Here is a 25,886-nt window from a genome sequence, read left to right on the forward strand (position 1 = left end):
CCGACGCCCTATTCCCCTGCCCACTACAGGGGCAGTTGCGGGCCGACCACCGGCCCCGCGCTTCGTGGCACCATGGCGCGCGCGGCCAGGTGCCTGGCCCCCAATTCAACACAGGAGCGGTATGAAAATAGCCATCATGGGTGCGGGCGGTGTGGGCGGGTATTTCGGGGCGCGGCTGGCGCACAGCGGCTGCGACGTGCACTTCATCGCCCGGGGTGCGCACGGCGCCGCCATCCGCGCGCAAGGCCTGCGGGTCAGCAGCGCCCGAGGCGATCTGCATTTGCACAACGTACAGGTCAGCGAAACGCCGCAGGGCATAGGCCCGGTGGACCTGGTGCTGTTCGGCGTCAAGCTGTGGGACACGGCGGCGGCCGCCGAAGCCATACGCCCGCTGATCGGCCCGCACACCGCCGTCATCTCGTTCCAGAACGGCGTGGTCAAGGACGACATCCTGCAGGCCGCGCTGGGCGCACCGGCGGTGGCCGGCGGGGTCTGCTACATCGCGGCCACGATTGCCGCGCCGGGGCTGATCGCCCACACCGGCAACCTGCAGAAGCTGGTGTTTGGCGAATACGGCGGCCAGCGCTCCGAGCGGCTGGAGCGCTTGCTGCAGGCCTGCCAGGAGGCCGGCATCGACGCCGAGATCAGCCCCGATATCCGCCGGGCGGTGTGGGAGAAGTTCGTGTTCCTGGTCGGCCTGTCGGCCACCACCGCGGCCACACGACTGCCGATTGGCCGGGTGCGCAGCCACCCCGATGCGCGGCGCGTGCTGCAGCAAGTGATGGAGGAAGCCGTGGCCGTGGGCCGGGCCCAGGGCGTACCGCTGGCCGCCGACTTTGCCGCCGACCGGCTGCGCTTTTGCGACCAGCTGCCCGAGGGCATGACCTCGTCGATGGCCCACGACCTGGAACGCGGCAACCGGCTCGAAGTGCCCTGGCTGAGCGGCGACGTGGTGCGCCGCGGCGCGGAGTTAGGCGTGCCTACGCCGGCCAACGCGGTGCTGCACGGCATCCTGGCGCCGCACGCCGAAGGCCGCAGCGCCTGAAACCTGTTTAGGCCGGTGCTGGCCGGCCGAACAGATAGCCCTGGAAGTGCTGGCAGCCCAGCGCCAGCAAAGCATCGCGCTGCTCGGCCGTCTCCACGCCTTCGGCAATCACCTGCAGCTCCAGGCTGGTGCCCAGGGTGACGATGGCACGCACGATGCTGGCGTCCTGCGGGTCGGTCAGCAGGTCGCGCACAAACGACTGGTCGATCTTCAGCTTGTCCAGCGGCAGGCGCTTGAGGATACTCAGCGACGAATAGCCGGTGCCAAAGTCGTCCAGCGAGAAGCGCACGCCCAGGGCCTTGAGCGCGGTCATCTTCTCGACCACGCTGTCGATGTCTTCGACCAACTGGCTCTCGGTCAGCTCCAGCTCCAGCAGCTGCGGGTTGGCGCCGGTTTCTTGCAGCGCGGACTGCACCTGCTGCACAAAGTCGGCCTGGCGAAACTGGCGCGCGCTGATGTTGACCGCCGCACTCCACTGCGCCGTGCCCGCATGGGTCGACCAGTGCACCAGCTGGCGGCAGGCGGTCAGCAGAATCCAACGGCCCAGCGGCAGGATCAGGCCCGACATCTCGGCCAGCGGTATGAACTCGGCCGGCGACACCAGGCCGCGCTGCGGATGCTGCCAGCGCACCAGGGCCTCCACGCCAGTCTGCTGGCCGGCGCTGTCGATCTGCGGCTGGTAGTACAGCAGGAACTGCTCGGCCGCCAGGGCCTGGCGCATGTCGGACTCCAGCACGGTGCGGGCCCGCACCTGGGCCTGCATGTCGGGGTTGAAGAAGCACACCGTGTTGCGGCCATCGGCCTTGGCCCGGTACATCGCCAGATCGGCCTGGCGGAACAACTCGTCTTGCTCGGTTTCCGGGCCGGAGAACATGGCGATGCCTATGCTCACCGTGGTCTGGTGCTGCTGGCCGTCCAGGGTGTAGGGCTGGGCCAGGGCGTGCAGGATCTTCTGCGCCACCTGGCGGGCCTGCTGCACGGCCTCGGGCATGCTGGCGCTCATGGCCTGCAGCATCACCACGAACTCGTCGCCGCCCTGGCGCGCCAGCGTGTCTTCGATGCGGGTGCAGCCCTCCAGCCGGGTGGCGATCTGGCACAGCAGCTGGTCACCGACCAGGTGGCCGCGCGAATCGTTCAAGTCCTTGAAGTTGTCCACGTCGATGAACAGCAAGGCGCCCCACTCGCGGTCGCGCGCATGCACCGCAATCGCCTGGCCCAGGCGCTCGCTCAGCAGCCGGCGGTTCGGCAACTGGGTCAGCGGGTCGTAGAAGGCCAGCTGGTGGATCACTGCCTCGGCCTGCTTGTGCTTGGTCACGTCGGTGGAGATGCCGCACAGCGCATACACCGAGCCATCGGGCCGCAGCAAGGGCAACTTGACGGAGAAATAGGTGTTGGTGATCTTGCCATCGGCGCTGCGGTTCACCTCTTCCTCGTCGACCCGCTCGCCCCGCTCCACCACGCGCAAATCGTTGACCCGCAGTTTGGCCACGGTAGTGGCGTCGAAGAAATCGCTGTCGGTCTTGCCGATGGCGTCGGCCGGCGTGGTGTGGAACAGGTCGGCGACCTTGCGGTTCACGTACTGGTAACGCAGCTGCGGGTCCTTGATGTAGATGTAGGCGTCCACACTGTTCAGGATGGTGGACAAACGGTCTTCGCTGCTGCGCAGATGCCAGGCGGTGTCGGCCACCTGGCGCCGCAGCAAGAAGCCCACCCCCACAGCGGCCGACAGCATCACGCCCAGAACGCCCAGCGACCACCAGACGGTATCGGGGATGGTCGACTTGCTGGCCGGTGCCATCCAGCGGTTCATCACTTTGAAGTAAGGCGAATCGGCCTGCGCCTGCCAGGACGCCAGGTGGCTCTCTATGGCTGCCAGCAGATCGGCATTGCGGCCCTCGGCCGTGGCATAAAACACCTTGGCCGGTTGGAACAGGATGGGCGTGGGCTCCAGCTGGTAGTTGCCCGCCTGCAGGTCGCCAAAGAAGCGGTTCGCCGCGGCCGCATCGACAGTGTTGGCCGCGGTTTGCTCAAACGCTTCTTTAAAGGACTGCACCGGCACCAGCTCGGTCTTCAGGCCAAAGCCCTGCACCAGGTTCTTCAGGTAGTCCTGCTGCACCGAACCCTCCAGCACCGCGACCCGTTTGCCGTTCAAATCCAGCGCAGTGTTGATGTTGACGCCGCTGTGCTTGTACAGCTGCGACCAGCTGAGCAAAGACGGCGTGGTGTGAAAGTCCATCAGCTTGGCGCGCTGCTCGGAATACGCCACATCGGGCATCAGGTCGATGCCACCGGCCTGCAAGGCGTCCAGGCAGGCCTGCCATTCGCAGGGCACGACGACCAGGGTCCAGTCTTCCTTCTCGGCCATGGCCAGCAGCAGCTGACCCAGGATGCCCGAGGGCTGCTGCTGGGCATCCAGGAAGATCTTGGGCTCGTTCTGGTAGACGCCCACCCGTACCTCGCGCGGCGCAGCCAGCACAGCAGAGGCCAGGCAGACCGTCGAAATCAGTGTCAGGGCCTGGATCAGTACCCGGTGGAGCAGAGGTTTATGCAGCACGCAGTGGTTTGTTTCAGTGGCAAAGTTGCTACTGCATTATGTGTCTATCACCGTATGGACCGGCAGCTGGCAGAAACATGGATCTTTCAGGCCTTGGCCGCTTTATCCAACAGCGCCAGCAGCTATTAAATCAATAGCAAATCAGGTCAAATGCTGCGCCGCAGGGCTTCGAAGAACAGCTCGGACTGCAGGCGCTCGCTGGCCATCTGCTGGGCCACGCGTTCGGCCAGCGCGGCATCGGTAGGGGCCAGCGGCCGGCCGGTGGACTGGGCCAGCACCTGGGCCATGCAGGCGCGCTCCAGGTAGTACAGGTCGTCGTAGGCGTAGTCCATGCGGTCGCCGCAGACCAGGATGCCGTGGTTGCCCAAGAAGGCGATCTCCGCCGTGCCCATGGCCTGGGCGATGCGCTCGCCCTCGTGGTGGTCCAGCGCCAGGCCGTTGTACTGCGCATCCACCGCCACCCGGCCGTGGTAGCGCATGGCGTTTTGCGACAAGGTGGTGTCCAGCACCCGGTCGCTGGTCAGGGTCAGCGCAGTGGCGTAGGGCATGTGGGTATGCAGCACGCAGGCCTTGGCGCAGATACGATGGACCGCGGCATGGATGTGCATGGCGGTGGATTCGACCTCATGCCGGCCAGCCAGCTTGTTACCCTGGGTATCGATCATCACGATGTCGTCGGCCTGGATCTCGCTCCACAGCAAGCCGCGCGGGTTCAGCAGAAAGCGGCCCGAGTGGTCGGGCAGCTCCTGGCTGAAGTGGTTGCACACGCCCTCGCCCAGGCCATGGTGGGCGGCCGCGCGCAAGGCCAGGGCCAGGTCGGCGCGCAAGCGGCTGACGGTGTCGGATGCGTAATCATCTGCGTGCATAAACAGCAATCTTTCGTGGTTCAAGATGGAAATTTCCGCAGATTGTCATACGAACCGAGCTTTCAAGCTTTTCAGGCCGTTGGCGCAGCCAATACCTGCACCAGCAGCTACGGAATCCATAGCAGATCGCAGCGCCGTGAACGCAGCCTTAGTGGGTCCACTTTTTCTCGGCCTGCTGCCGCAAGGCCTGGTGCAGCTGGTCGACTGGCCAGCCCTCTTGCAGCGCACGCAGCAGCACAGCCTGCTGGCTCTCGGGCGCCAGGCCGCCCAGAGGCGGATCGCGGTCCAGGTTGGTCGGAAACGCATAGCCCTCGGCGCAGGCAGCCACCGCGCTGACCTGCTCGGCTGCTGGCATGCCACGAAGGGCCGGGTACAGCGCTTCGCACATACGCAGCCGGTCCACCGACTCCATGGCCCGGCCGAAAGCACTGGAGACCTGCAGCAGATTGGCCATGCGGTAGATGTCGGCCGAGCGGTTGTGGCCGGCCGCGTGCATCAGCGCGGGGTTGAAGAACACCGCGTCACCCTTGCGCAATGGCAGCTGCACATGCTGGGCGTCGAAGTAAGCCTGGAACGCCGGCTGGCCCGCCACCAGATAGCCGGCCGGGTACTTCTGCGAATGCGGCAGGTACAGCGTGGGGCCGCTCTCCACCGGCATGTCCACATGCGCGACCGCGCCCTGCAGGGTCAGGGCCGGCGACAGCTGGTGCACATGGGCCGGGTAGCGCGCGGCCTGGGCGGGGCTGAGAAAGCCCAGGTGGTAGTCACGGTGCGCCATTTGCGCGGCACCACCGGGGTTGACGCTGTTGATCTGCGATGTCACCTGGTAGGCCGGGCCCAGCCAGGCCTCGCAGACCCAGGCCAGCAGCGGGTTGCCGTAGTAGGCGGCAAACACCGGGGGCGCGGCCAGGCAGAGCTTTTCCAGCGCGTTCCAGACCCGGTCGTTGGCGCCGGGTTTGGCGAAGTGGTCGGCCCGGGTGCCGGTGAGGCGCTCGGCGGCGATCAGCCGGTGGAACGCCGCCGTGGCCGCATCCACCACCGCCAGGTCGGCAAACGCGGCCTGCAGCACCAGCACGCCCGGGCCGCCCTGCCAGACGCGGCACCACTCAGCCATCAGGTCGCGCTGCAAGGCCGGGCCGGCGCCGCGGATCTGCGCGCCGTCGTAGACCGGCACGCCCTGGGTGATGGCGCTGGCCAGCGGGTAATCGGCGTGCTGCGTGGGCGCACGCACCAGGGCATCCAGCTCGGCGACCGTGCAGGTGTGCGGGTCTAGCCAGTGGGGGGAATCGTGTAAGGGCATATGAGGTGTTCTGTGGCTGAAAGATGGGCAAAGTGTAGGCAGGGCAGCCTCGCACAGAAGGCCTAAAACCCCTCAAAAACACCTCAAAAATCCATCACAATGCGCGCATGGCCCATCCCCATCTTTTGAAAGACATTGCCTCCCAGGCCGGCACCAGCCTGGCCACCGTGGACCGGGTGCTGAACCAGCGCGGCGGCGTACGCCAGCACACGGTGCGCCGGGTCGAGCAGGCGCTGCAAGAGCTGGAACGGCAGAAAAGCCAGGTCGGCCTGGTCGGCCGCAAATTCCTGGTCGACCTGGTGATGCAGACCCCTGAGCGCTTTTCCAGGCTGGTGCGCAACGCGCTGGAGCAGGCCATGCCCGGCCTGCACCCGGCGATCTTCCGCGCCCGCTACCACCTGGCGGAAGACCTGCCGGTGGCCCAGCTGGTGGCCACGCTCGACAAGATCGCCCAGCAAGGCAGCCACGGCGTGCTGCTGAAGGCGCCGGATGTACCCGAGGTGGTGCAGGCCGTGGCCCGGCTGCAGCACAAGGGCATCCCGGTGGTGACCCTGGTGACCGATGTGCCCGGCTCGGCCCGGCGCGCCTATGTGGGCATGGACAACCGGGCCGCCGGCCACACCGCGGCCTACCTGGTGGCGCAGTGGCTGGGCCCGGCAACGCAGGCGCCGGCGGGGGTGTTGATCTCGATCAGCAGCAACCATTTCCGCGGCGAGGAAGAGCGCGAGATCGGCTTTCGCCAGGCCATCCGCGACCGCTATCCGCACATCGCCGTGCACGAGGTCAGCGAAGGCCTGGGCTTGCACGAGGCCACCGTGGGACTGGTGCGCCAGCGGCTACGGCTCTGCCCCGAGGTGCAGGCGGTGTATTCAATAGGCGGGGCAAATGCGGCCATCCTGGAGGCCTTTGCGCAGCTGCAACGCCCATGCCGGGTGTTCATCGCCCACGACCTGGATGCCGACAACCTGCCGCTGCTGCGCGCCGGCCGCCTGCAGGCGGTGTTGCACCACGACCTGCAGCACGATATGCGGCAGGCCTGCTTCCAGTTGATGGCAGCCCACGGCGCGGCGCCAGCCGGCCTGCCATTGCCGGTCTCGTCGGTGCAGGTGGTCACGCCGTTCAACCTGCCGCAACACAGCCTGTAGCCGCGCGCTCAGTGCGGGATCAGCAGGAACAACAAGCCACCCAGGGCCAGCAGCAGCAAGGGGTTGATGCGCGTCCACATCAGCGCCAACGTGGACAGGGCGGCTACCGACCAAGCCCAGACTCCGCCTTCGGCCGCCCGCAGCACGGTGCAGGACGCGGCCAGAATCATGCCCGCGGCCACCGGCGCCAGGCCGGCCTCGATGGCCCGCACCAGGGTGCGCGTGCGGTAGCGCGACCACACATGGGCCAGGCCAAACACCAGTACCGAGCTGGGCAAAAAGATCGCTGCCGACGCCGCCAGCGCACCGCCCACGCCAGCCACCTGCCAGCCCACCAGGGTCACCAGCAGCGAGCCCGGCCCGGGCGTGATGCGCGACAGGGCAAACAGATCGAGAAACTGCGCGTCGCTCATCCAGCCGTGCACGCCCACGGCCTGGCGGTGGATGTCGGCCACGATGCTCTGGCCGCCGCCCACGGTCAAAAAGGACAGCGGTACAAACACCGCCAATAAGTCGCCCATCAGCCGCAGGTTCATGGCTGGGCTCCTTCACTGCGGATGCGCCACCAGGCCAGGCCAATCGACAACGGTGCCATGGTGCCCACCACCCACAGCAGCGGCAGGCGCCAGACAAAAATGGCCGCAAAAGTGGCGGCCAGAATCAGGCTACGCACCGCACCGCGCGCCGCATTGCGTGCGGCCCGCAAGCCGGTCTGCAGCGACAGGCCCACGGCCGCGGCCGCCACCCCGGCCAGCAGCCAGTGCACCTGCGGCCCATCCGCCAGCGTGGAGAACAAGGCCGCCACCACGATGGCCACCAGCATGGCCGGCACCACGATACCCAGCGCCGCCACCAGCGCGCCGCGTCCGCCGCGCAGCTGGTAGCCGATCCAGATCGCCATGTTCACCACGTTCACGCCCGGAAAAGCCTGCGCCATCGCCAGGCCGCTCAGAAACTCCTGCTCGGTCAACCAGGCGCGGCGCTGCACGAATTCGCGCAGCATCCAGCCACTGAGGCCGCCGCCAAAGCTGGTCAGGCCGATCTTGGCAAAGGCGGCAAACAGGCTGCGCAGCGGCGGCGCTTCGCTGGTGTTGGGGGGCATGGGCAGATGGGTGTTAAGGGATAGAAAAAGTAGGAGCAGTGCCGACGCCCGAAGTTCACAGCGCGGCGGCGCGCACCAGCCAATCGCGGAAAACCTGCATCGCCGGCGTCGGCTGCTTGGAGCTGAGCCGGGCCAGCCAGTAGGCGCCACGCTCGATCTCCAGCTCGAACGGCCGCACCAGCCGGCCCTGCTGCAGTTCGCGGCCGAACATGCTGGCCGGCAGCAGGGCCACGCCTGCGCCTTGGGCAGCGGCTTCGGCCAGGGTCAGCGACGAGTCGAACACCACGCCGCGGATCACCGGGCAGCGCAGGCCGGCCAGTTCGAACCAGGCCTCCCATTCGTCGGTGCGGTACGAGCGCAGCAGCACCTGGCCGGCCAGGTCCTCGGGCCGGCGCAGCCGGGACGCCAGCGCGGGTGCGCACAACGGCGACAGCGGCCCGGCCAGCAACAGCTCGGCCTTGGTGCCGTGCCAGGCGCCGTCGCCAAAGCGAATCGCGTAGTCCAGGCCCTCGCCGGCAATGTCGACCCGGTTGTTATTGGTCAGGAGGCGCAGGTCGACAAACGCATGGGCTTGCTGGAAGTCGCGCAGCCGCGGCATCAGCCAGCCGACCGCGAAGGTGCCCACCACGCCCACCGTCAACACCTCGCGCGGCCGCGCATCGCCCACCTGGGCCAGCACCGCAGCAATCCGGTCGAAGGCATCGCTCAGGGTGGGCAGCAGGGCCAGGCCTTCGTCGGTCAGCGCCAGACCGCGCGGCAGGCGGCGGAACAACGCCACACCCATCCGGTCTTCCAGGTTGCGCACCTGCTGGCTGATGGCAGTCTGGGTGACGTTGAGCTCGGATGCCGCGCGGGTAAAGCTCAGGTGCCGGGCTGAGACTTCAAAGGCGCGCAGCGCGTTCAGAGGGAGGTGCATGGGATGGGGGCGAGCGGTGCCGATGGCCCAGATTTTCTGGGGTCAGCCTGCAATTATTGTCGATTGTGGGATGGCGGCCGCGCCTCTATCGTCCGGGCTCCTTCCACTGCAGAGAAAGAAAAACGAATGCCATTCACCACCCCTGCCCTGCCTGCCCCCGTGCGCCGCCGCTCCCTGCTGCTGGCCGCCGCAGCCAGCCCGTTCCTACCCGTGGCCGCCGCAGCGCCATCGGCCAGCCAGCAACTCCAAGCCCTGGAAACCGCGGCAACCGGCCGCCTGGGCGTCGCGGCTTTCGGCGCTGGCGGCGCCAGCCTGCTGCACCGGGCCGAGGAGCGCTTCCCGGCCTGCAGCACCTTCAAGCTGCTGCTGGCGTCGGCCATCCTGGCGCGCAGCGCGCAGGACCCGGGCTTGCTGCAGCAGCGCATCCGCTACACCGCGGCCGACCTGGTCAGCTATTCACCGATCACCGAGAAGCATGTGGCCGATGGCCAGACCGTGGCCGAACTGTGTGCCGCCGCGCTGCAGTACAGCGACAACAGCGCCTCCAACCTGCTGATGCGCACACTCGGCGGCCCGCCCGCGGTGACGGCGTATGCGCATGCCATCGGCGACACCAGCTTCCGCCTCGACCGCTGGGAGACGGATCTGAACAGCGCCATCCCCGGCGATACGCACGACACATGCACGCCCGCCGGCATGGCACGCAGCCTGCAAACCCTGCTGCTCGGTGACGCGCTAGCCCTGCCCCAGCGCACGCAGTTGAAGGACTGGATGCTGGGCAACACCACGGGCGCAACCCGCATCCGCGCGGGCGTACCTGCGGACTGGCGGGTGGCCGACAAAACCGGGGCTGGTAGCTACGGCACCACAAACGACATCGGCGTGGTGTGGAGCCCGGCGGGCACGCCCGTGGTGCTGGCGGTCTACTTCACCCAGCCAGACAAGGGCGCGCCCATGCGCAACGACGTGGTGGCCGCGACGACGCGCATTGCCGTGCAAGCTCTGGTCTAGCCTGGCCTAGAAGTTGTAGCCGTAGCGCAGCTGCACAAAGGTCTCGCCCGGGTTGGGGCGGCGCAGACCGGCGTTGGACACATGCTTGACGTACAGCCCCAGCTCATGCTGGCGCGCGCTGCCGAAGTTGCGGCCCAGGCCCAGGTGGTCGCTGAAGTTCCACTGCGTGCTGAAGCGTTTGGATTCTGTCTGGTAGGGCTCGTTCATGTACGACACGCCAATACCGCCCTCGACAAACCACGGCGACTGCCCGGCATCGAAGCGGTAGCGGAACATCGGCACCAGGCCGACCTGGCTGTAGTGCCGGCGCTGCCCGGCCAGGCCGCGTGTGCGCCATTCGCTCAGGTACAAGTCCCAGTTGCCGGTGACCCGCCCGTCCCAGAACGTGCGCTGCATCGGCATACGCAGGCCGATGGTGGAGGTGGTGGTGTCGCGCCCGTCTTCCAGCGTCTGCCCGGCCTCCAGATACACCGATGGCCCGGTACGGTCTGCGGCGCTGGCGTGGGTCCAGCAGGCGATGCCCAAGATCCCTGCCAAGGCCAGCTTTGCGGCTGCGCCACCCGATTGTTTTGCTGTGTGGCCCATGTTGTTTGCTCTCCTGCCGCCAGCACACCAAACAACCGAAATCGGTTCCAAGCGCTGGCATGCAGAAATTTTTCACGTCCACACCCCAGCGCGGCAGCAGCGGCTATGCCGTGTGCGTGTAGGAGTTTGCTGACTACCGGCGCAAGGCCGCGCCCAGCTTCAAGCTTTTTATGCATCTAGCGCAATCAGCACCAGCGCAAGCAGCTATATTAGTAATAGCAAAACAAGAACACTGCTACACCCATTCGGGCGTGGTGCGGGCCTGCAGCAGGGCTTCGATGCCACTGGCCGGCACCGGCCTGCTGAAGTAATAGCCCTGTATTTCGTCGCAGTGGTTGGCGCGCAAGAAATCGAGTTGCTGCGCGGTCTCCACCCCTTCGGCAATCACCTTGAGATCGAGTTCATGGCCCAGCGAAATGATCGCCCGGGCAATTGCCTGATCGTCTTCGTCGTGCGGGATGTCGCGCACAAAGGCCCGGTCGATCTTCAACCGGACGATGGGAAAGCTCTTCAGCGCACTCAGGCTGGAGTAGCCGGTGCCAAAGTCGTCGATGGAGAGCTGCACGCCCATGGCCTGCAATGCGCGCATGGTTTCCAGGGCTTTCTCCAGGTCTTGCATGATCAGGCTCTCGGTCAGTTCCAGCTCCAGGTATTCGGCCTGCAATCCGCTGTCTTCGAGTGCCTGGGCCACGCGCTTGAGCAGGTCTTTTTCGCGGAACTGCCGGGCCGACACATTGACCGATATGCCGATGGCGCCCATGCCCGCGTCCTGCCAGGCCTTGTTCTGCATGCAGGCGGTGCGCAGCACCCATTCGCCGATAGGAACGATCAGCCCAGACTCTTCGGCCAGCGGGATAAATTGGTCCGGGGAAATCACACCCTGCTCCGGGTGCTGCCAGCGTATCAACGCCTCCACCCCGATGATCTGCCCGGTACGCAGCGCCACCTTGGGCTGGTAGACCAGCTGGAACGCCCCCTGCGCCATGGCGTTGCGCAGGCCCTCAAACATGGCCAGCTTGTTCTGCGCCTTGTGGTTCATCTCAGTGGCGTAGAACTGGTAGTTGTTGCGGCCCAGCTCCTTGGCCCGGTACATCGCGGCATCGGCATTCATCAGCAGCGCCTCCACATCGGCGCCGTCTGCAGGATAGGTGGCCAAACCCATGCTGGCCGTGATCTGCAGCGTGTGGCGGCCCAGCACCACCGGCTGCGCCATGGCGTCGCGCAGCCGGTGCAGCGTAGGAATCCCGGTCTCGCCCTGCACGGGCTGGTCGAACAAAACCACCACGAACTCATCGCCGCCCTGGCGCCCTACCGTATCCACGCTGCGCACACAGGCCACCATCCGCGCCGCCATGGTTTTCAGCAGCTCGTCACCGGCCTGGTGGCCTAGGGTGTCGTTGATCAGCTTGAAGTTGTCGAGGTCGATCATCGCCACCGTCACCTGCCGCGCCGACCGGTCGGCATAGGCCATGGCCTGGCGCAACCGGTCCTCCAGCAAGGACCGGTTGGGCAGCCCGGTCAAGCTGTCGTGGGTGGCCAGGTACTGCAGGCTGTCGTGGGCGGCATGCAACTCGTGTGTGCGGCTATGCACCGCCACCTCCAGCCGGGCCAGCTGGGCCGCCATGTCCTCCGCCATCTGCCATTTGGCGGTGAGTGACGATGCCAGCTGGTAGACCTCGATCGCCTCGAACGGCTTCTTCAGAATCAACAGCCGGTCGCGCACATCCAGCCGGGCCAGCAGATCGTCCCAGGGTGTGTCGGAATACGCAGTGCAGATGACCACCTGCAGCCGCGCATCGGCCTGCCACAGGTGTTCGATAGTTTGCATGCCGTCCCAGCCGGGCGGCATGCGCATGTCGACGAAGGCCATGGCGTACGGGCGACCCACGGCGACCGCGGTCTGCACCATGGCCCAGGCCTCTTGCCCCTGGTAGGCGGAATCGAGCTCATAGCTCACCTCCAGGGCCGGGCGCTTTTCTTTGCCGAACAGGGCTGCTTCCATCGCGCCCAGCTCGGCGTGCTGCTGCATCTGGGTGCGGAATATCTTGCGAAAGTCCCCGTGGATCGAGGGCATATCGTCGACCAGCAAAATCCGCCGGTTAGGGGTGCTGGTCATAGGTTGGTGGCCGGTACGGCGTCTTGCTGCAGCGGCCGGCGTATCGGCAGCGTGACGCGAAATGTGGTGCCTTGTCCCAGGGTGCTTTCCACGTCGATGCGGCCCTGGTGCTTTTGCACGATGCCATAGGACAAGGACAAGCCGAGTCCCGTGCCCTTACCCACCGGCTTGGTGGTGAAGAAGGGCTCGAAGATGCGCTTGAGCGTATCTGGCGGAATGCCTGCGCCGTTGTCGGCCACCTCCAGCCATACCTGTTCGCCCGCCGCCCCGGTGCGTACCGTGATGCGGCCGCGCTGTTCGCCCATGGCATGCGCGGCGTTGACCACCAGGTTCATCACCACCTGGTTGATCTGCGAGGCCAGGCATTCGATGTCGGGAATCTCGCCGTACTCCTTGACCACATCGGCCTTGTACTTGACCTCGCTGGCCACGATGTTCAGGGTCGAGTCAATGCCCTGGTGCAGATTGGCCCATTCCCATTCCTGCGTTGAATCCACGCGCGAAAAGTCCTTCAGGTCCTGCACGATCTGGCGCACCCGCACAATGCCTTGCTGCGATTCGCGCATCAGCACGGGGATGTCTTCTTTCAAGAAGTCTAGCTCGATCTCTTCGCGCAGTTTGCGCAGCCGGGTGGCCACCTCGGGCTGGGCCATGCTGCCCTCGGCCAGCTCATAAGCATCCAGCATCTGGAACAGCTGCGCCAGGTAGCCCTCCAGCGTACCGAAGTTCGAGAAGATGTAGCCAATCGGATTGTTGATCTCGTGCGCCACACCGGCCGCCAGCTGGCCGATGGAGGCCAGCTTTTCTGACTGCACCAGTTGGCCTTGCAAGTGCTTGCGCTCGCCGATTTCCAGCTGCAAGGCATCGTTAGAAGCACTCAGCTCGCCGGTGCGTTCGCGCACCGCCTGTTCCAGCCGCGTGAGTTGTTCGGCGGCGTCTTGGGCCATCTGCCACTTGGCGGTCAATGAAGATGCGAGCTGGAAGACCTCGATGGCATCGAAGGGCTTCTTCAGAATCAGCAAGCGGTCGCGCACGTCCAGCCGCGCCAGCACCTCGGTCCACGAGGTATCGGCATAGGCGGTGCAGATCACGATCTGCAGCCGCGGGTCGGTCTTCCACAGCTGCTCTATGGTCTGCACGCCATCCCAGCCCGGCGGCATGCGCATGTCGACAAAGGCCATCGCGTACGGGCGCTGCAGTTGCAGCGAGGCCTGCACCTTGGCCAAGCCTTCCTCACCCTGGTAGGCCGATTCGAGCGAAAAAGCTTCGGCAGTGGGCTCGGCCGCATCGCCAAACAAGGCGAGCTCGACCGCGCTGAGTTCGTCCGACTCCGCCACCGCGGGCGCCAGCACCTTGCGGAAGTCCTCGTGGATGGCCGGCATGTCGTCAATCAGCAGGATGCGCCGGTTGGGTGCGAGGTTCATTGCGCGGCTCCCTCTGGGGTGGCGACAGGAATGTCGAGGGTGAAGATGGCGCCCTGCCCGGCTCCGGGGCTGTAGGCAGCCAGGCTACCGCCCATTTCTTGTGCCGCCAGCACACAGCTGTGCAGGCCGAAGCCGTGGCCGGTCTTACGGGTGGTAAAACCATGCGCGAAGATGCGCGTCAGGTTCTCGGGTGCAATGCCCTCACCGTTGTCGGCCACGGTGATGCGCAGCAACTGCCCTTGCTCGTTGACCACCAGGCGGGCCCCCAGCGTGATGGTCGGCTGGGCCAGGTCCATGCCAACCAGGGCTTGTTTGGAGTTGCCGATCAGATTCACCAAAATCTGCAGCAGGCGGTGGCGGTCCAGCAGCAGCATGGGCAGATGGTCAAAGTCTTTGACGATCTGCACCTTGTGGCGCTCCAGCGCGCCGACGTTCATGCGCAAAGCGTCGTCCACCAGTTCACTCCAGCGCACGGATTCGACAACGCTCGGTGCGCCCGCATGCGACTGCTGGGTGGCCACGACCTCCTTGATGTGGTCCACGCTCTTGCCCAACTGGCCCAGTTCCTCGGCCATGGCCGCCTGCTCCGCCGCCAAGGTCTGCGCCAGCTCGCGCAAGTACAGGGGCAGCAATTTGCCCCGTGCGTCATGCACCAGAAACTCGCCCAGATCGTCGGCATGTTCGTCCATCAGGCCCACAGCACGCGCCAGGCCTTTGAGCTTGGAGGCCCGCAGCTGCGCGCTGAGCATGCCCACAGACACATTGACGCTGTTCAGAATATTGCCCACGTTGTGCAGCACATTGGTGGCGATCTCGGCCATGCCCGCCAGGCGCGAGGCGTCGACCAGCTTCTTGTGCACCTCTTCAATCGTCTTCTCCGCCTGCTTCAATTTGGAGATATTTTTGGAGGTGCCAAAGGTGCCGATGATGCGGCCGTCCTGGTCGCGCCAGGCACATTTGGTCGACAGATGCCAGTCGGCGTGCCCATCGGGATGCACGCCGACGATTTCACTTTTCTCAATCATCGGCTGACCGGTGCGCAGCACTTCCTGCTCGCTTTTGGCAAACTCGGCCGCTTCTTCTGCGCCATAAAAATCGGCGTCCGACTTGCCGATTGCATATTGCCTGAACACCTCCACGCTCTGCAGATACGGTGGCAGAGCGGTGCCGGGAAAGGCCGCGCGGTGGCGGCTCAGCGACACCTGGAACAGACTCTCCGCCTCGGACCGGCTGAGCTGCACCAGGCGCGATTGCAGGTCCTTGAAGAAAAGCGAATCGGGCAGGTTGTCCATCAGCGTGGCCAACAGGTCTCGCTGGTAGGCCAGCTCATTCTCGGTCTGCTTAATGCTGGAAATATCCTTGGTGATACCAAAGGTGCCGATGATGGTGCCGTCTTTGCTGCGCAGCGGCATCTTGGTGGTGAGTGCCCAGGAATCCGGCCGGCCGTCCTGCCAGGTTTCGCGTTCCACCTTGTTGACCATGGGCTGCCCGGTGCGGATGATTTCCTGCTCATCCTCGAACGCCGGGCGCGCATGCTCTTCGGAAAAGATATCGAAATCCGTCTTGCCCACCAAGGCATCCGAAGACTCCACGCCAAACTGGCGGGCCTGCGCCGTGCTGCACTTGATGAAACGCGATTCGGTGTCTTTGAAATAAATGTGGTCTGGAGAACTGTCCAGCAGCATCCACAGCAAGTCCCGCTCGTAGATCAGCTTGTCCTCGGTCTGCTTGCGTGCCGTGATGTCCTGGCAAGCCCCCTGCACCCGGGTAATGTGGCCCACCGCGTCCCGCTGCGCCTCCCCGATGCCACGCACCCATATGTGCCGCCCCTTGGCGGTCAGCACCTCCAGCTCCAGGTCGAAAGGCGTGCCATGCTGCGCACAGTCCTCAAAGACTTGGCGGGCCGCCGCCTGCGACTGGGGTGCATAAAAACCGAACACCTGCTCCAGCCCCGGCACCGACCCCGCCGGCAGGTCGTGGATGGCGCACATCTCATCCGACCACACCAGATGCATGTCCGGCAAGTCAACGGTCCAGCCGCCCAACTGCGCGATACGCCCTGCCATGCCCAGCAGGGTTTGGTTCTGATGCATTTCTTTTTCGGGGCTCATCTGGTAACGAGGTCCACTTAAAAGCAAGTCCTACATCCTAGCCGGTTCGGGCCAGCGCCTTCTGCAGCAGCAAGGTAGGCGGCAATGTGCCGAAGTGCAGGCCGCACTACAAGCGCGTTTCGTCTGCATGCGGCTGGGTGCCGTAGTAGGCATGGATGCCGCTGGCCCAGGTCGGGTCGGACATGTCCGGCCAGTCGTCCTTGTCGAAACCTGGCGCGGTTTCCAGCTGGTCCTTGTTGACGTTCAGCGTGAAGCGCTTGTTCACCGTGTCCAGTGTCAACGCTGCCCAGGGCACGGCGAAAAGCTTTTCGCCCAGCCCCAGAAAACCGCCGAACGACAGCACCGCATAGCTGACCCTGCCGGTGCGCATGTCGAGCATGATTTCTTTGATGTCGCCCAGGTCTTCATCCCGCTGGTTGTAGACGTCGTTGCCCACCAGGGTGTTAGCACCCATCAATTCGGGGCCGGGGCCACGGCTTGTGTCGGGCTCGCTGCCGCCTATTGCCGAGTCCTTGTACATGCCGTAGGTATCGCGGTCTTCGTAGTTCATATGTGTCTCCGTTCAGTCAGCCGGTGGTGGATGGGTCAAACGCCGCACCGGCAAATCGACGCCGTGCAGCCAAGATAGGCGCTCCAGCCCGCGGGGTCTGTGCGCCAACGCACCCTGGGCTGCCGCAGCGATGCACGCAGCCGCGACCTATTCGGCGCTATGTACGCCACAGCACAGACGGCCCTCTAGGGCAGGGGCTTCAATGGTGTGTCACAGCGTGCCTGACAACCCTCGTCGAGGGTAGGCCACGTCAAGGAGACAGCTATGTATATCGGTGGCGGCGCAATCCTGATCATCATCTTGATCGTTCTTTTTCTACGCTGAACAGGCGCTCGCCCAGGGGACAGACTGGGTGGGCGCGCGGAAGCCAACGGGCGAATTTCCAAGTACCTGAGCGCGGATACTCAACCGCCCTTACTCCAGATGGGTGTCAGCGCTGTCACTTGGGGAGGGCCGACCAGCAAGGGCTCCACCTCCTGCAGGTAGGCGGCGTAGCTGCTGGTTTTCAGAAAGTCCCGGGACGCTTCTGCGCTCGCATATTGCTGGAAAGCGTAAATCGAGTCTGGGTCGGCATTGTCAAAACAGTAGAAATAGGCGGTATGCCCCGGGTTGGCCGCAATCGCGGGCGCCATATGCCGCTCCCATACCGCGCGGACTTCCTCGCGCCTGCCGGGCTGTGTCTTGTGCTGGATGATGAGTGCGAATGCAGACATAGCGATCTTTTCAGTGGTGGATTCAAGACGCTGAACCTTGCGCCCATTGTGAAATAAGCGCTGCGGTGGGTGCAAGCGGTCAGATGGCGGACAGCCGTTGAGGTACGACGCAGTGCAAAAACCCATCCACTCCTGAATCCATAGCATCTAGCGCAGTATTTATCTGCGCTAGAGCCACTTTTCTTATAAATCCTAGCGTGATACTTCGGCTTGCTGCCGCACCGCCAAGTTCAGCGGCGCGGGCTCCCAGCTCGCCTTGCCCGGCGCGTCCCAGCCGCCGCCCAGCGCGCGAATCAGCGTCACGGTGGACTGGTATTGGGCGGATCTCACGTTCAGCGCCTGGCGGCGGTTGCTGAGTTCGCTGCGGCGAGCGTCCAGCAGGTCCAGCTGGCTGACCAGGCCGTTGCGGTAGCGCGAGTCGGACAGCACGGTGGCGCGGCTGGATGAGGCCACGGCGCGGCCCTGGGCCTGGGCTTGCTGCTCCAATAGGCGCAGTGCAGACAGCTGGTCTTCAACCTCCTGGAACGCCGCCAGCACCTGGCCGCGGTACTGGGCGGTGGCGCCGTCCAGCTGGGCCTGGGCCGCCTGCACACCGGCTTCGCGGCGGCCACCGTCCAGCAGCGGCAAGGACAGCAAAGCACCCACACCCCAAGCGCGGGCCGACCACTTGAACACATCGCCCAGTTCGGGCGACGCAAAGCCGCCGGCTGCGGTGAGCGACAGGCTGGGGAACCAGGCGGCCTGGGCCACACCGACGCGGGCTTGTGCGGCCAGCAGGCTGCTTTGGGCGGCGGCCACGTCGGGCCGGCGCGTCAGCACGGTGGCGGGCACGCCGGCGGGAATTACCGGCAAGGCCGTACTCCAGTCGGCACTACCTAAACTGAAGCTGGAGGCGCTGTCGCCGACCAGCACAGCCAAGGCGTGTTCCAGCGTGGCGCGGCGGCGGTCCAGGGCCAGGGCCTCGGACTCGGTGGCCGCCACTTCGGTCTGCACCCGCACAACATCCAGCTCAGCTACATCGCCAGCGCGGAAGCGGCTTTGGGTGAGCTGCAAAGTGTTGCGGTAGGCATCCACGGTTTCGCGTACCAGTACCCGCTCGGCGTCCAGCGCGCGCAGCGCCAGGTAGGTCTGGGCCACGTCGGCCTGCACCAGCAGGCGGGTACTTTGCAGCAAGGCGGCGCGGGCTTGCGCATCCAGGCTGGCGGCGTCGGTGGCGCGGGCCAGTTTGCCGAACAGGTCGACCTCGTAGGACAGATTCAGGTTGGCACTCAGCAAGGTGCTGGGGGTGCTGCCGTTGGCCGTGCCGGCACCGGCCTGGCGTGTGGCACCGGCACCGGCGCCGAGCTGCAACGCCCGGTCGGATTCGCTGCTGCGCAGCAAGGCACGGGCCTGGGCCAGCCGGGCTGCGGCTTCGGCGATGCCGGTGTTCTGCTGGCTGGCGCGCTCGACCAGCGTGTCCAGTGCGGGGTCGGCAAAAGCGCGCCACCAGGTGCCGCGGTCGCGGGCTTCGGCGGGGGCCGCCTGGGTCCATTGCGCGGCGCCTTCCTTGAACTCGGTGGGCGTGGCCACCAGGGTGGCCGTGTCGATGGCCGGGGCGGTGGCGCAGCCGGCCAGCACCAGGGCGGCCAGCAGCGGAGCCAGGGTATGGGATAAGAGCTTCATGGTGTTTCTCGATTCATTTCTAGGTCAGTCCAGCGGCTGCACGGGTGCGGCCAGCACCGGGCGGGCGGTGGAGCCGCCATGCATGCCATGTCCGCTGTGCACAGGAACAATGGGCGCTTCCACCCCATCCGGCACCGCGCCGTGCAGCTTCAGCGGCTTGTTGCCCGCCAGGCGGCGCATCAGCACGTAGAACACGGGGGTCAGGAACAGGCCGAAAGCGGTCACGCCAATCATTCCGGAGAACACCGCAACCCCCATGGCCGAGCGCATTTCGGCACCCGCGCCAGTGGACAACACCAGGGGCAGCACGCCCATGATGAAGGCCAGCGATGTCATCAGAATCGGCCGCAGGCGCAGGCGGCTGGCTTCGATCGCAGCCTGCACCGGGGTGCGGCCGGCGAACTCCAGCTCGCGGGCAAATTCGACGATCAGGATGGCATTCTTGGCACTCAATCCGACCAACACGATCAACCCGATCTGGGTGAACACATTGTTGTCGCCACCGTGCAGCCAGACACCGGTCATCGCCGCCAGCAAACCCATGGGCACGATCAGGATGATGGCCACCGGCAGGGTCAGGCTTTCGTACTGCGCGGCCAGCACCAGGAACACCAGCAGGATGGCCAGCGGGAACACCAGCAGCGCGGAATTGCCGGCCAGAATTTCCTGGTAGGTCAGCTCGGTCCATTCAAAGGCCATGCCCTTGGGCAAGGTCTCGGCGGCGATGCGTTCGATCGCGTCCTGTGCCTGGCCGCTGGAGTAACCGGGGGCCGGGCCACCGTTCACGTCCGCCGCCAGGTAGCCGTTGTAGCGCATGGCGCGCTCAGGGCCGAAGCTGGCGTTGACCTTCATCAGCGCCGACAGCGGCACCATCTCGCCGGTGGTAGAGCGCACCTTCAGCAGGCCCACGTCTTCGGCACGGGCACGGTACGGCGCATCGGCCTGCACCCGCACGCTGTAGGTACGGCCAAACTTGTTGAAGTCGTTGGCGTACAGGCTGCCCAGGTAGATCTGCATGGTGTCGAAGATGTCGGTCACCGGCACGCCCAGCTGGCGCGCCTTGGTGCGGTCGATGTCGGCATACAGCTGCGGCACGTTGACCTGCCAGCTGGTGAACAAGCCGGCCAGCTCGGGCGTCTGGTAGGCCTTGGCCATGAAGGCTTTCACGGCCTTGTCCATCTCGTCGTAGCCCAGCGAACCGCGGTCTTCCAGCTGCAGCTTGAAGCCGCCGGTGGTACCCAGGCCGGCCACGGGGGGCGGCGGGAACATGGCGATGAATGCATCCTGGATGCTGCCGAAAGCCTGGTTCAGCTGGCCGGCGACGGCACCGCCGCTTTGGTCGGCGCGGGTGCGCTCGGCAAAGGGCTTGAGGGTGGCAAACACGATGCCCGAGTTCGAGCTATTGGTGAAGCCGTTGATCGACAGGCCGGGGAAGGCAATCGCGTCTTCGACGTTCGGGTTCTTCTTGACGATCTCGCCCATGCGCTTGATCACGTCTTCGGTGCGGTCCAGCGTGGCACCGTCGGGCAGCTGGGCAAAGCCGATCAGGTACTGCTTGTCCTGCGCTGGCACGAAGCCGCTGGGCACGGCCTTGAACAGGCCAAAGGTCACGCCGATCAGCGCCAGGTAGATCACCAGCATCAGTGTCTTGCGGCCGATCACGTTCTTCACGCCGCCGCTATAGGCTTCGGAACCGCGGTTGAACATCTTGTTAAAGCCGCGGAACAACCAGCCCAGCGTCTTGTCCATGAAGCGGGTCAACGCGTCCTTGGGCGCATCGTGGCCGCGCAGCAGCAAGGCCGCCAGGGCCGGCGAAAGCGTCAGCGAATTGATCGCCGAGATCACGGTGGAGATGGCAATCGTCACCGCGAACTGCTTGTAGAACTGGCCGGTCAAACCGCTGATAAAGGCCAGCGGCACGAACACCGCCACCAGCACCAGGGCGATGGCGATGATGGGGCCGGACACCTCGCGCATCGCACGGTAGGTGGCGTCGCGCGGCGTCAGGCCGGCTTCGATATTGCGTTCCACGTTTTCCACCACCACGATGGCGTCGTCGACCACGATGCCGATGGCCAGCACCAGGCCGAACAGGCTCAGCGCGTTGATCGAGAAGCCCAGGATGTGCAGCACGGCGAAGGTGCCGATCACCGACACCGGCACGGCCAGCAGCGGAATGATGGAGGCGCGCCAGGTCTGCAGGAACAGAATCACCACCAGCACCACCAGCAGGATGGCTTCGAGCAAGGTGTGCACCACCGAAGTGATGGAGGCACGCACAAACTGCGTGGGGTCGTAGGCGATGCGGAACTCCACGCCCTCGGGCATGTTCTTCTGCAGCTCGTCCATGGTCTTGCGCACATTGGCGGATATGTCCAGCGCATTCGAGCCAGGTGCCTGGAATACACCCATGCCGACGGCCGGGTCGTTGTTCAGCAACGAGCGCAGCGAGTAGTCGGCCGCACCCATTTCCAGCCGGCCGATGTCGCGCAGCCGGGTGATGGCGCCGTCGGCACCGGTCTTGACGATGATCTCGCCAAACTCTTCTTCGCTCTGCAAACGGCCCTGGGCGTTGATCGACAACTGCATGTCGACACCGGCCAGGCCAGGCGACGCGCCGACCACGCCAGCCGCAGCCTGGATGTTCTGGCCACGGATGGCAGCCACCACGTCACTGGCCGACAGGCCGCGCTGGGCAACCTTTTGCGGGTCCAGCCAGACGCGCATCGAATAATCGCCACCGCCAAAAATCTGCACCTGGCCCACGCCCTGGATGCGCGCCAACCGGTCCTTCACGTTCAGCACTGCGTAGTTACGCAGGTAGTTCATGTCGTAGCGGTTGTTAGGCGATGCCAAGTGCACCACCATGGTCAGATCGGGTGCGCTCTTGATGGTGGTGATACCCAGGCGCCGCACTTCCTCGGGCAGGCGCGGCTCGGCTTGCGAGACGCGGTTCTGCACCAGCTGCTGGGCCTTGTCGGGGTCGGTGCCGAGTTTGAAGGTGACGGTCAGGGTCATCACGCCGTCGGTCGTGGCCTGGCTGCCCATGTAGAGCATGCCTTCCACGCCGTTGATGCTTTCTTCCAGTGGCGTGGCCACGGTTTCGGCAATCACCTTGGGATTGGCACCCGGGTACTGGGCGCGCACCACCACGGAGGGCGGCGCGACCTCGGGGTATTCCGAGATCGGCAGGCTGCGCAGTGCGATCAGGCCGGCGATCAGCATCAGCAGCGACAGCACGCCGGCAAAAATCGGCCGGTCGATAAAGAATTTAGATAGATTCATGGTGTGTACTCATCAGATCCAGATCAGGACTGCGCAGCGCCATCGCGCTTGGCTTGCGCTTCGGGTTTAGCGTCCATGGACACAGGTTGCGGGCTGACCAAGGCGCCGGGGCGCACGCGCTGCAGGCCGTTGACCACCAGCTTCTCGCCAGCGGCCAGGCCCTTGCTGACGATGCGCAGGCCGTTCACCGATCCGCCCAAGGTCACCTCGCGGTAGGCCACGGTGTTGTCGGCACCCAGCACCATGACAAACTTCTTGTCCTGGTCGGTGCCCACCGCGCGCTCGTTCACCAGCAAGGCCGACTGGGCTTGGGCCTGGCCCATGCGCAGGCGGGCAAACTGGCCGGGCATCAGGCTGCCATCGGCGTTGTCGAACACCGCGCGGGCCCGCACCGTGCCACTCTTGGCATCCACCTGGTTGTCGACCAGCTGCAGCCGGCCCTTGAACGGGGTGTCGGTGGTAGCGGCCGTGCCCATTTGCACGGGGATGCTGTCCAACGCACGCGTGCCGCCCTGGCCATGCAAGCCCTTGAGGGCGCGGGCAATCACGCCCTCGTCGGCGTCAAAACTGGCGTAGATCGGGCTGATCGAAACCAGCGTGGTCAGCACCGGCGCGCCCGGGCCGGCGGCCACCAGGTTGCCCACGGTGACCTCCAGCTTGCCGACGCGGCCAGATACCGGCGCCCGCACCTGGGTGTAGCCCAGGCTCAGGCGGGTCGACTGCAACGCGGCCTGGGCGGCGCGCAGATTCGCCTCGGCTTCGCGCAGGCTGTTGACCCGCTCGTCCAGCTCGCGCTGGGCAATCGCGCGCTCGTCCCACAGGCGCTTGGATCGCTCGTGTTCGCTGCTAGCATGCGACACGCGGGCCTGGGCGGCGGCCACCTGGGCTTCGCTGCGCTCGACTTCGGCGGCATACGGCGCGGGATCGATGGTGATCAGCAGGTCGCCCTGCTTGACCAGCGCGCCTTCGCGGAAATGCACGGCCTGCACCGCACCGGCGACGCGCGAACGGATGTCGACCCGCTGCACGGCCTCCAGCCGACCCGAGAACTCGTCCCAGGCGTTGATCTGGCTGGATTCCACGGTGGCCACCGACACCGGGATGGCTTGCGGCGCTGCCGGGCTGGGGCCGGCCTCGGCCGGGGTTTGCAGGCCGAACACGATGGTCGCCGCAGCCGCGACCGCGGTCAGCGAGGCGGCGGTGGTCCAGAGGGCGCTGCGGTAGGTGAAGGAGTTGGAGGATTTGGATGCGGACATGGCGGGCCTTTCAAAGAACAAAAACAAAACAGGAATGCGGCGGCCCACCTGGGCGCCAGAGCAGCCAGGAAGGCGGTGGTTTACGGAGGGTTTAAGCGGTGCGGGTCAACAACTGGTCGCCCCATCGGCGACCGGTTTGCCCGGCTTGGATGGCTTGATGCTGGGCTGCGTGGCGTCAAAAAACGCGCGGAACTGCTGCAGCACGGCTGGGCCGCAGGCGCACTCGCTGCTGATCGGCGCGGTCAGCGCGTCGGGCCAGCCCTGGGCCGTCGACAGCAGGCTGTAGGTCACGGCGATGCCGGCAGCGCGCAGGCGTTCGGCATAGGCGCGGGCTTCATCGCGCAGCGGATCGTCAGGGCCGCTGAGCACCAGGGTAGGCGCAATATTCGCCAGGCGGCGGGCGATGCCGGGTACGGCGTAGGGATGCTCTGCATCCATGGCGCAGCGCAGGTACTGGTGCCAGCCATCCGCATATTTGCAGCTGTCGGCGCAGCCGGCCGCCATGCGCTGGGCGGCGGCGGCGCGCAAAGACGCGGTGCCGACGCAGGGGTCGAGCATGGGCGACAGCAGAATCTGCCCGGCCAGCGGCGGGTGGCCGCGGTCGCGCGACATCACCGCCACCGCGGCGGCCAGGTTGCCGCCAGCTTCTTCGCCGGCCAGGAACACACGGGCGCCCTGCCCGGCCAGCTTGACCCGGTGCTTGTAGACCCAGGCCAGCACGTCGTAGCCGGTTTCCACACCTTCAGGGAAAGGATGGACCGGCGCCAGCGGATAGGCCACCGACACCACCACCGCGCCGGCGCTGGCCAGCAGCCGGGCCACGGTCGCGCCGTTGTCCAGCCCGCCTTTGACAAACGCCCCGCCGTGGAAGTGCACCACCAGCGGCGCCGCACCGCCCGGCACGCGCTTGCCGTACATGCGCACATCCACCGCGGGCCGCTGCTCTAAGGCAATGCGGGTGTCGGCTTCTTCAATCGCGGCGGACTTGGGGGTGCTGGAACGGGGTGACATGGTGTTGACCTAGGGAGGTTCGGGTATGTGAAGAAATGTAGTGCGTAGCCGGCGTTGCATAAAGAGGGGGTTTTAGGACTTCTCTGTTTCTGTTTTGCCAACAATCGAGCATCTTTACCATGCGAAGATCCGGCACAGCCTGTGAAGGCCAAGAGTAAGAGGAAAACCTATGGACCAGATACTGACCATGCGCGTGTTTGCAAGGGTGGTGGAGGCAGGCACGTTTACCAAGGCCGCCGATTCGCTGGCCCTGCCCAAGGCCACGGTGACCAAGCAGATCCAGCACCTGGAAGCACGGCTGCGCGTCAAGCTGCTGAACCGCACGACCCGCCGCGTCACGGTAACGGCCGACGGCGCCGCCTATTACGAGCGCACCGCCCGCCTGCTGGCCGACCTGGATGAACTGGAAGCCAGCATGGGCAATGCACAGACCAACCCGCAGGGGCGCTTGCGGGTCGACGTGGGCTCGTCCTTGGCCAGCCTGCTGATCATCCCGGCCCTGTCGACCTTCTTCGACCGCTACCCCGACATTCAGCTGGACCTGGGCGTCAGCGACCGGCCGGTGGATTTGATCGGCGACAACGTGGACTGCGTAATCCGCGGCGGCGAGCTGCTCGACCAGTCACTGGTGGCGCGGCGCATCGGCAACCTGCCGATGATCACCGTGGCCTCGCCCGACTACCTGCGCCGCTTCGGCATGCCGCCCGAACCGCAGGCCCTGGAGCACGGCCACCGTATGGTGAACTTCTTCTCGCCACGTACCGGGCGGATGATGCCGAACGAGTTTGCCAAAGACGGTGTGGAGCTGGCGCTGGACAGCAGCTACCGCATCGCCGTGAACGAGAGCAATGCCTATATGGCGGCCGCGCTGGCCGGGCTGGGCGTGTCGCAGATGGTCACCTTCATGGCCGCGCCGCACCTGGCCGACGGCACGCTGGTGCAGATCCTGCCCGACTGGGCCATACCGTCCATCCCCATCTACGTGGTGTATCCGCCGAACCGCCACCTGAGCGCCAAGGTGCGCTCGTTTGTGGACTGGGCGGCGGATTTGTTTACCAAGCACCCGCATCTGCAGTAAGGTAGTGCCAGCTGAAATTTATGCTTTTTCGGCCTCTAGCGCATATTCCACCAGCGCAAGCAGCTATTAAATAGATAGCAAATCTGTATCCTGGTTACGTCCATGGACCCGTGCAACACGACGCTGCGGCCCCATGCATGGCCCCCCGATGGCGGA

At 65.6% G+C, this 25,886-nt stretch carries 20 protein-coding genes; 4 read left to right on the forward strand and 16 right to left on the reverse strand.

All coding sequences use genetic code 11. The features are described 5' to 3' along the window. Nucleotides 1-121 precede the first annotated feature (121 nt). Nucleotides 122-1,045 (forward strand): ketopantoate reductase family protein, encoded by a 924-nt coding sequence (locus tag BLT66_RS15100; protein ID WP_092758559.1) that lies wholly within the window; start codon nt 122-124, stop codon nt 1,043-1,045. 7 nt (nt 1,046-1,052) lie between these two features. Here BLT66_RS15100 and BLT66_RS15105 read toward each other — a convergent pair whose 3' ends face one another. From BLT66_RS15105 to BLT66_RS15115, 3 genes are all read right to left on the reverse strand, one after another. Further along, complete coding sequence (locus tag BLT66_RS15105) at nt 1,053-3,599, reverse strand: EAL domain-containing protein (protein WP_218922614.1); 2,547 nt, start codon at nt 3,597-3,599, stop codon at nt 1,053-1,055. A 146-nt stretch (nt 3,600-3,745) separates the two neighbouring features. Continuing rightward, nucleotides 3,746-4,465, reverse strand: a complete 720-nt coding sequence (locus BLT66_RS15110) for an aldolase (protein WP_092759162.1) — start codon at nt 4,463-4,465, stop codon at nt 3,746-3,748. A gap of 148 nt (nt 4,466-4,613) precedes the next feature. Next, nucleotides 4,614-5,765, reverse strand: coding sequence for a phytanoyl-CoA dioxygenase family protein (locus BLT66_RS15115; RefSeq protein ID WP_092758560.1), 1,152 nt, complete (start codon nt 5,763-5,765; stop codon nt 4,614-4,616). 107 nt (nt 5,766-5,872) lie between these two features. Here BLT66_RS15115 and BLT66_RS15120 point away from each other — a divergent pair, with 107 nt between their 5' ends. Then, complete coding sequence (locus tag BLT66_RS15120; RefSeq protein WP_092758561.1) at nt 5,873-6,910, forward strand: LacI family DNA-binding transcriptional regulator; 1,038 nt, start codon at nt 5,873-5,875, stop codon at nt 6,908-6,910. An 8-nt stretch (nt 6,911-6,918) separates the two neighbouring features. Here BLT66_RS15120 and BLT66_RS15125 read toward each other — a convergent pair whose 3' ends face one another. Genes BLT66_RS15125 through BLT66_RS15135 form a run of 3 tightly spaced genes read right to left on the reverse strand, consistent with a single transcriptional unit; the run spans nt 6,919 to nt 8,928 of the window. Next, entirely contained in the window at nt 6,919-7,446 is a 528-nt protein-coding gene (locus BLT66_RS15125; RefSeq protein WP_092758562.1) for a chromate transporter, read from the reverse strand. Continuing rightward, on the reverse strand, nt 7,443-8,012 hold the full coding sequence (locus BLT66_RS15130; protein ID WP_092758563.1) for a chromate transporter: 570 nt from the start codon (nt 8,010-8,012) through the stop codon (nt 7,443-7,445). Before BLT66_RS15130 ends, BLT66_RS15125 begins: the two co-directional genes overlap by 4 nt. A 55-nt stretch (nt 8,013-8,067) precedes the next feature. Beyond that, on the reverse strand, nt 8,068-8,928 hold the full coding sequence (locus BLT66_RS15135) for a LysR family transcriptional regulator (protein ID WP_092758564.1): 861 nt from the start codon (nt 8,926-8,928) through the stop codon (nt 8,068-8,070). 126 nt (nt 8,929-9,054) lie between these two features. On the opposite strand from BLT66_RS15135, the gene bla reads away from it, so the two are divergent. Beyond that, nucleotides 9,055-9,939, forward strand: coding sequence for a class A beta-lactamase (bla, locus tag BLT66_RS15140; RefSeq protein WP_092758565.1), 885 nt, complete (start codon nt 9,055-9,057; stop codon nt 9,937-9,939). A gap of 6 nt (nt 9,940-9,945) precedes the next feature. On the opposite strand, the gene BLT66_RS15145 is transcribed toward bla, so the two are convergent. The 10 genes from BLT66_RS15145 to BLT66_RS15190 form a co-directional block, all read right to left on the reverse strand. Continuing rightward, a complete protein-coding gene (locus BLT66_RS15145) occupies nt 9,946-10,524 on the reverse strand; it encodes an acyloxyacyl hydrolase (protein ID WP_092758566.1) in 579 nt (192 codons plus the stop codon). Between the two features lie 235 nt (nt 10,525-10,759). After that, nucleotides 10,760-12,640, reverse strand: a complete 1,881-nt coding sequence (locus BLT66_RS15150; protein WP_092758567.1) for a putative bifunctional diguanylate cyclase/phosphodiesterase — start codon at nt 12,638-12,640, stop codon at nt 10,760-10,762. Then, nucleotides 12,637-14,064, reverse strand: coding sequence for an ATP-binding protein (locus BLT66_RS15155; RefSeq protein WP_092758568.1), 1,428 nt, complete (start codon nt 14,062-14,064; stop codon nt 12,637-12,639). The genes BLT66_RS15150 and BLT66_RS15155 overlap by 4 nt, the downstream gene beginning before the upstream one ends. Next, nucleotides 14,061-16,157 carry a PAS domain-containing protein gene (locus BLT66_RS15160; protein ID WP_176955062.1) on the reverse strand — a complete coding sequence of 699 codons (2,097 nt, stop codon included), beginning with the start codon at nt 16,155-16,157 and terminating at the stop codon, nt 14,061-14,063. Before BLT66_RS15160 ends, BLT66_RS15155 begins: the two co-directional genes overlap by 4 nt. 124 nt (nt 16,158-16,281) lie before the next feature. Continuing rightward, entirely contained in the window at nt 16,282-16,725 is a 444-nt protein-coding gene (locus BLT66_RS15165) for a PRC-barrel domain-containing protein (protein ID WP_092758570.1), read from the reverse strand. Nucleotides 16,726-17,129: 404 nt separating this feature from the next. Continuing rightward, on the reverse strand, nt 17,130-17,438 hold the full coding sequence (locus BLT66_RS15170; RefSeq protein WP_092758571.1) for a putative quinol monooxygenase: 309 nt from the start codon (nt 17,436-17,438) through the stop codon (nt 17,130-17,132). Between the two features lie 192 nt (nt 17,439-17,630). Continuing rightward, nucleotides 17,631-19,100, reverse strand: a complete 1,470-nt coding sequence (locus BLT66_RS15175) for an efflux transporter outer membrane subunit (RefSeq protein ID WP_092758572.1) — start codon at nt 19,098-19,100, stop codon at nt 17,631-17,633. 24 nt (nt 19,101-19,124) lie between these two features. After that, on the reverse strand, nt 19,125-22,385 hold the full coding sequence (locus tag BLT66_RS15180) for an efflux RND transporter permease subunit (RefSeq protein ID WP_092758573.1): 3,261 nt from the start codon (nt 22,383-22,385) through the stop codon (nt 19,125-19,127). A 23-nt stretch (nt 22,386-22,408) separates the two neighbouring features. Continuing rightward, on the reverse strand, nt 22,409-23,641 hold the full coding sequence (locus tag BLT66_RS15185) for an efflux RND transporter periplasmic adaptor subunit (RefSeq protein WP_092758574.1): 1,233 nt from the start codon (nt 23,639-23,641) through the stop codon (nt 22,409-22,411). A 105-nt stretch (nt 23,642-23,746) separates the two neighbouring features. Further along, nucleotides 23,747-24,652, reverse strand: a complete 906-nt coding sequence (locus BLT66_RS15190) for an alpha/beta hydrolase (RefSeq protein WP_092758575.1) — start codon at nt 24,650-24,652, stop codon at nt 23,747-23,749. A 169-nt stretch (nt 24,653-24,821) separates the two neighbouring features. Here BLT66_RS15190 and BLT66_RS15195 point away from each other — a divergent pair, with 169 nt between their 5' ends. Beyond that, a complete protein-coding gene (locus BLT66_RS15195) occupies nt 24,822-25,730 on the forward strand; it encodes a LysR family transcriptional regulator (RefSeq protein ID WP_092758576.1) in 909 nt (302 codons plus the stop codon). The last annotated feature ends 156 nt before the right edge of the window (nt 25,731-25,886 follow it).

Source organism: Rhodoferax sp. OV413 (assembly GCF_900104385.1).
Lineage (GTDB): Bacteria > Pseudomonadota > Gammaproteobacteria > Burkholderiales > Burkholderiaceae_C > Rhodoferax_B.

Excerpts from the sequence above, each read along its gene's own strand:
- BLT66_RS15175 (WP_092758572.1), bottom strand. The coding sequence starts at position 19,100 with ATGAAGCTCTTATCCCATACCCTGGCTCCGCTGCTGGCCGCCCTGGTG.
- BLT66_RS15145 (WP_092758566.1), bottom strand. The coding sequence starts at position 10,524 with ATGGGCCACACAGCAAAACAATCGGGTGGCGCAGCCGCAAAGCTGGCC.
- BLT66_RS15115 (WP_092758560.1), bottom strand. The coding sequence starts at position 5,765 with ATGCCCTTACACGATTCCCCCCACTGGCTAGACCCGCACACCTGCACG.
- BLT66_RS15120 (WP_092758561.1), top strand. The coding sequence starts at position 5,873 with ATGGCCCATCCCCATCTTTTGAAAGACATTGCCTCCCAGGCCGGCACC.
- BLT66_RS15160 (WP_176955062.1), bottom strand. The coding sequence starts at position 16,157 with ATGCATCAGAACCAAACCCTGCTGGGCATGGCAGGGCGTATCGCGCAG.
- BLT66_RS15190 (WP_092758575.1), bottom strand. The coding sequence starts at position 24,652 with ATGTCACCCCGTTCCAGCACCCCCAAGTCCGCCGCGATTGAAGAAGCC.
- BLT66_RS15180 (WP_092758573.1), bottom strand. The coding sequence starts at position 22,385 with ATGAATCTATCTAAATTCTTTATCGACCGGCCGATTTTTGCCGGCGTG.
- BLT66_RS15130 (WP_092758563.1), bottom strand. The coding sequence starts at position 8,012 with ATGCCCCCCAACACCAGCGAAGCGCCGCCGCTGCGCAGCCTGTTTGCC.
- bla (WP_092758565.1), top strand. The coding sequence starts at position 9,055 with ATGCCATTCACCACCCCTGCCCTGCCTGCCCCCGTGCGCCGCCGCTCC.
- BLT66_RS15150 (WP_092758567.1), bottom strand. The coding sequence starts at position 12,640 with ATGACCAGCACCCCTAACCGGCGGATTTTGCTGGTCGACGATATGCCC.
- BLT66_RS15170 (WP_092758571.1), bottom strand. The coding sequence starts at position 17,438 with ATGTCTGCATTCGCACTCATCATCCAGCACAAGACACAGCCCGGCAGG.
- BLT66_RS15185 (WP_092758574.1), bottom strand. The coding sequence starts at position 23,641 with ATGTCCGCATCCAAATCCTCCAACTCCTTCACCTACCGCAGCGCCCTC.
- BLT66_RS15165 (WP_092758570.1), bottom strand. The coding sequence starts at position 16,725 with ATGAACTACGAAGACCGCGATACCTACGGCATGTACAAGGACTCGGCA.
- BLT66_RS15125 (WP_092758562.1), bottom strand. The coding sequence starts at position 7,446 with ATGAACCTGCGGCTGATGGGCGACTTATTGGCGGTGTTTGTACCGCTG.
- BLT66_RS15155 (WP_092758568.1), bottom strand. The coding sequence starts at position 14,064 with ATGAACCTCGCACCCAACCGGCGCATCCTGCTGATTGACGACATGCCG.
- BLT66_RS15110 (WP_092759162.1), bottom strand. The coding sequence starts at position 4,465 with ATGCACGCAGATGATTACGCATCCGACACCGTCAGCCGCTTGCGCGCC.
- BLT66_RS15100 (WP_092758559.1), top strand. The coding sequence starts at position 122 with ATGAAAATAGCCATCATGGGTGCGGGCGGTGTGGGCGGGTATTTCGGG.
- BLT66_RS15135 (WP_092758564.1), bottom strand. The coding sequence starts at position 8,928 with ATGCACCTCCCTCTGAACGCGCTGCGCGCCTTTGAAGTCTCAGCCCGG.
- BLT66_RS15195 (WP_092758576.1), top strand. The coding sequence starts at position 24,822 with ATGGACCAGATACTGACCATGCGCGTGTTTGCAAGGGTGGTGGAGGCA.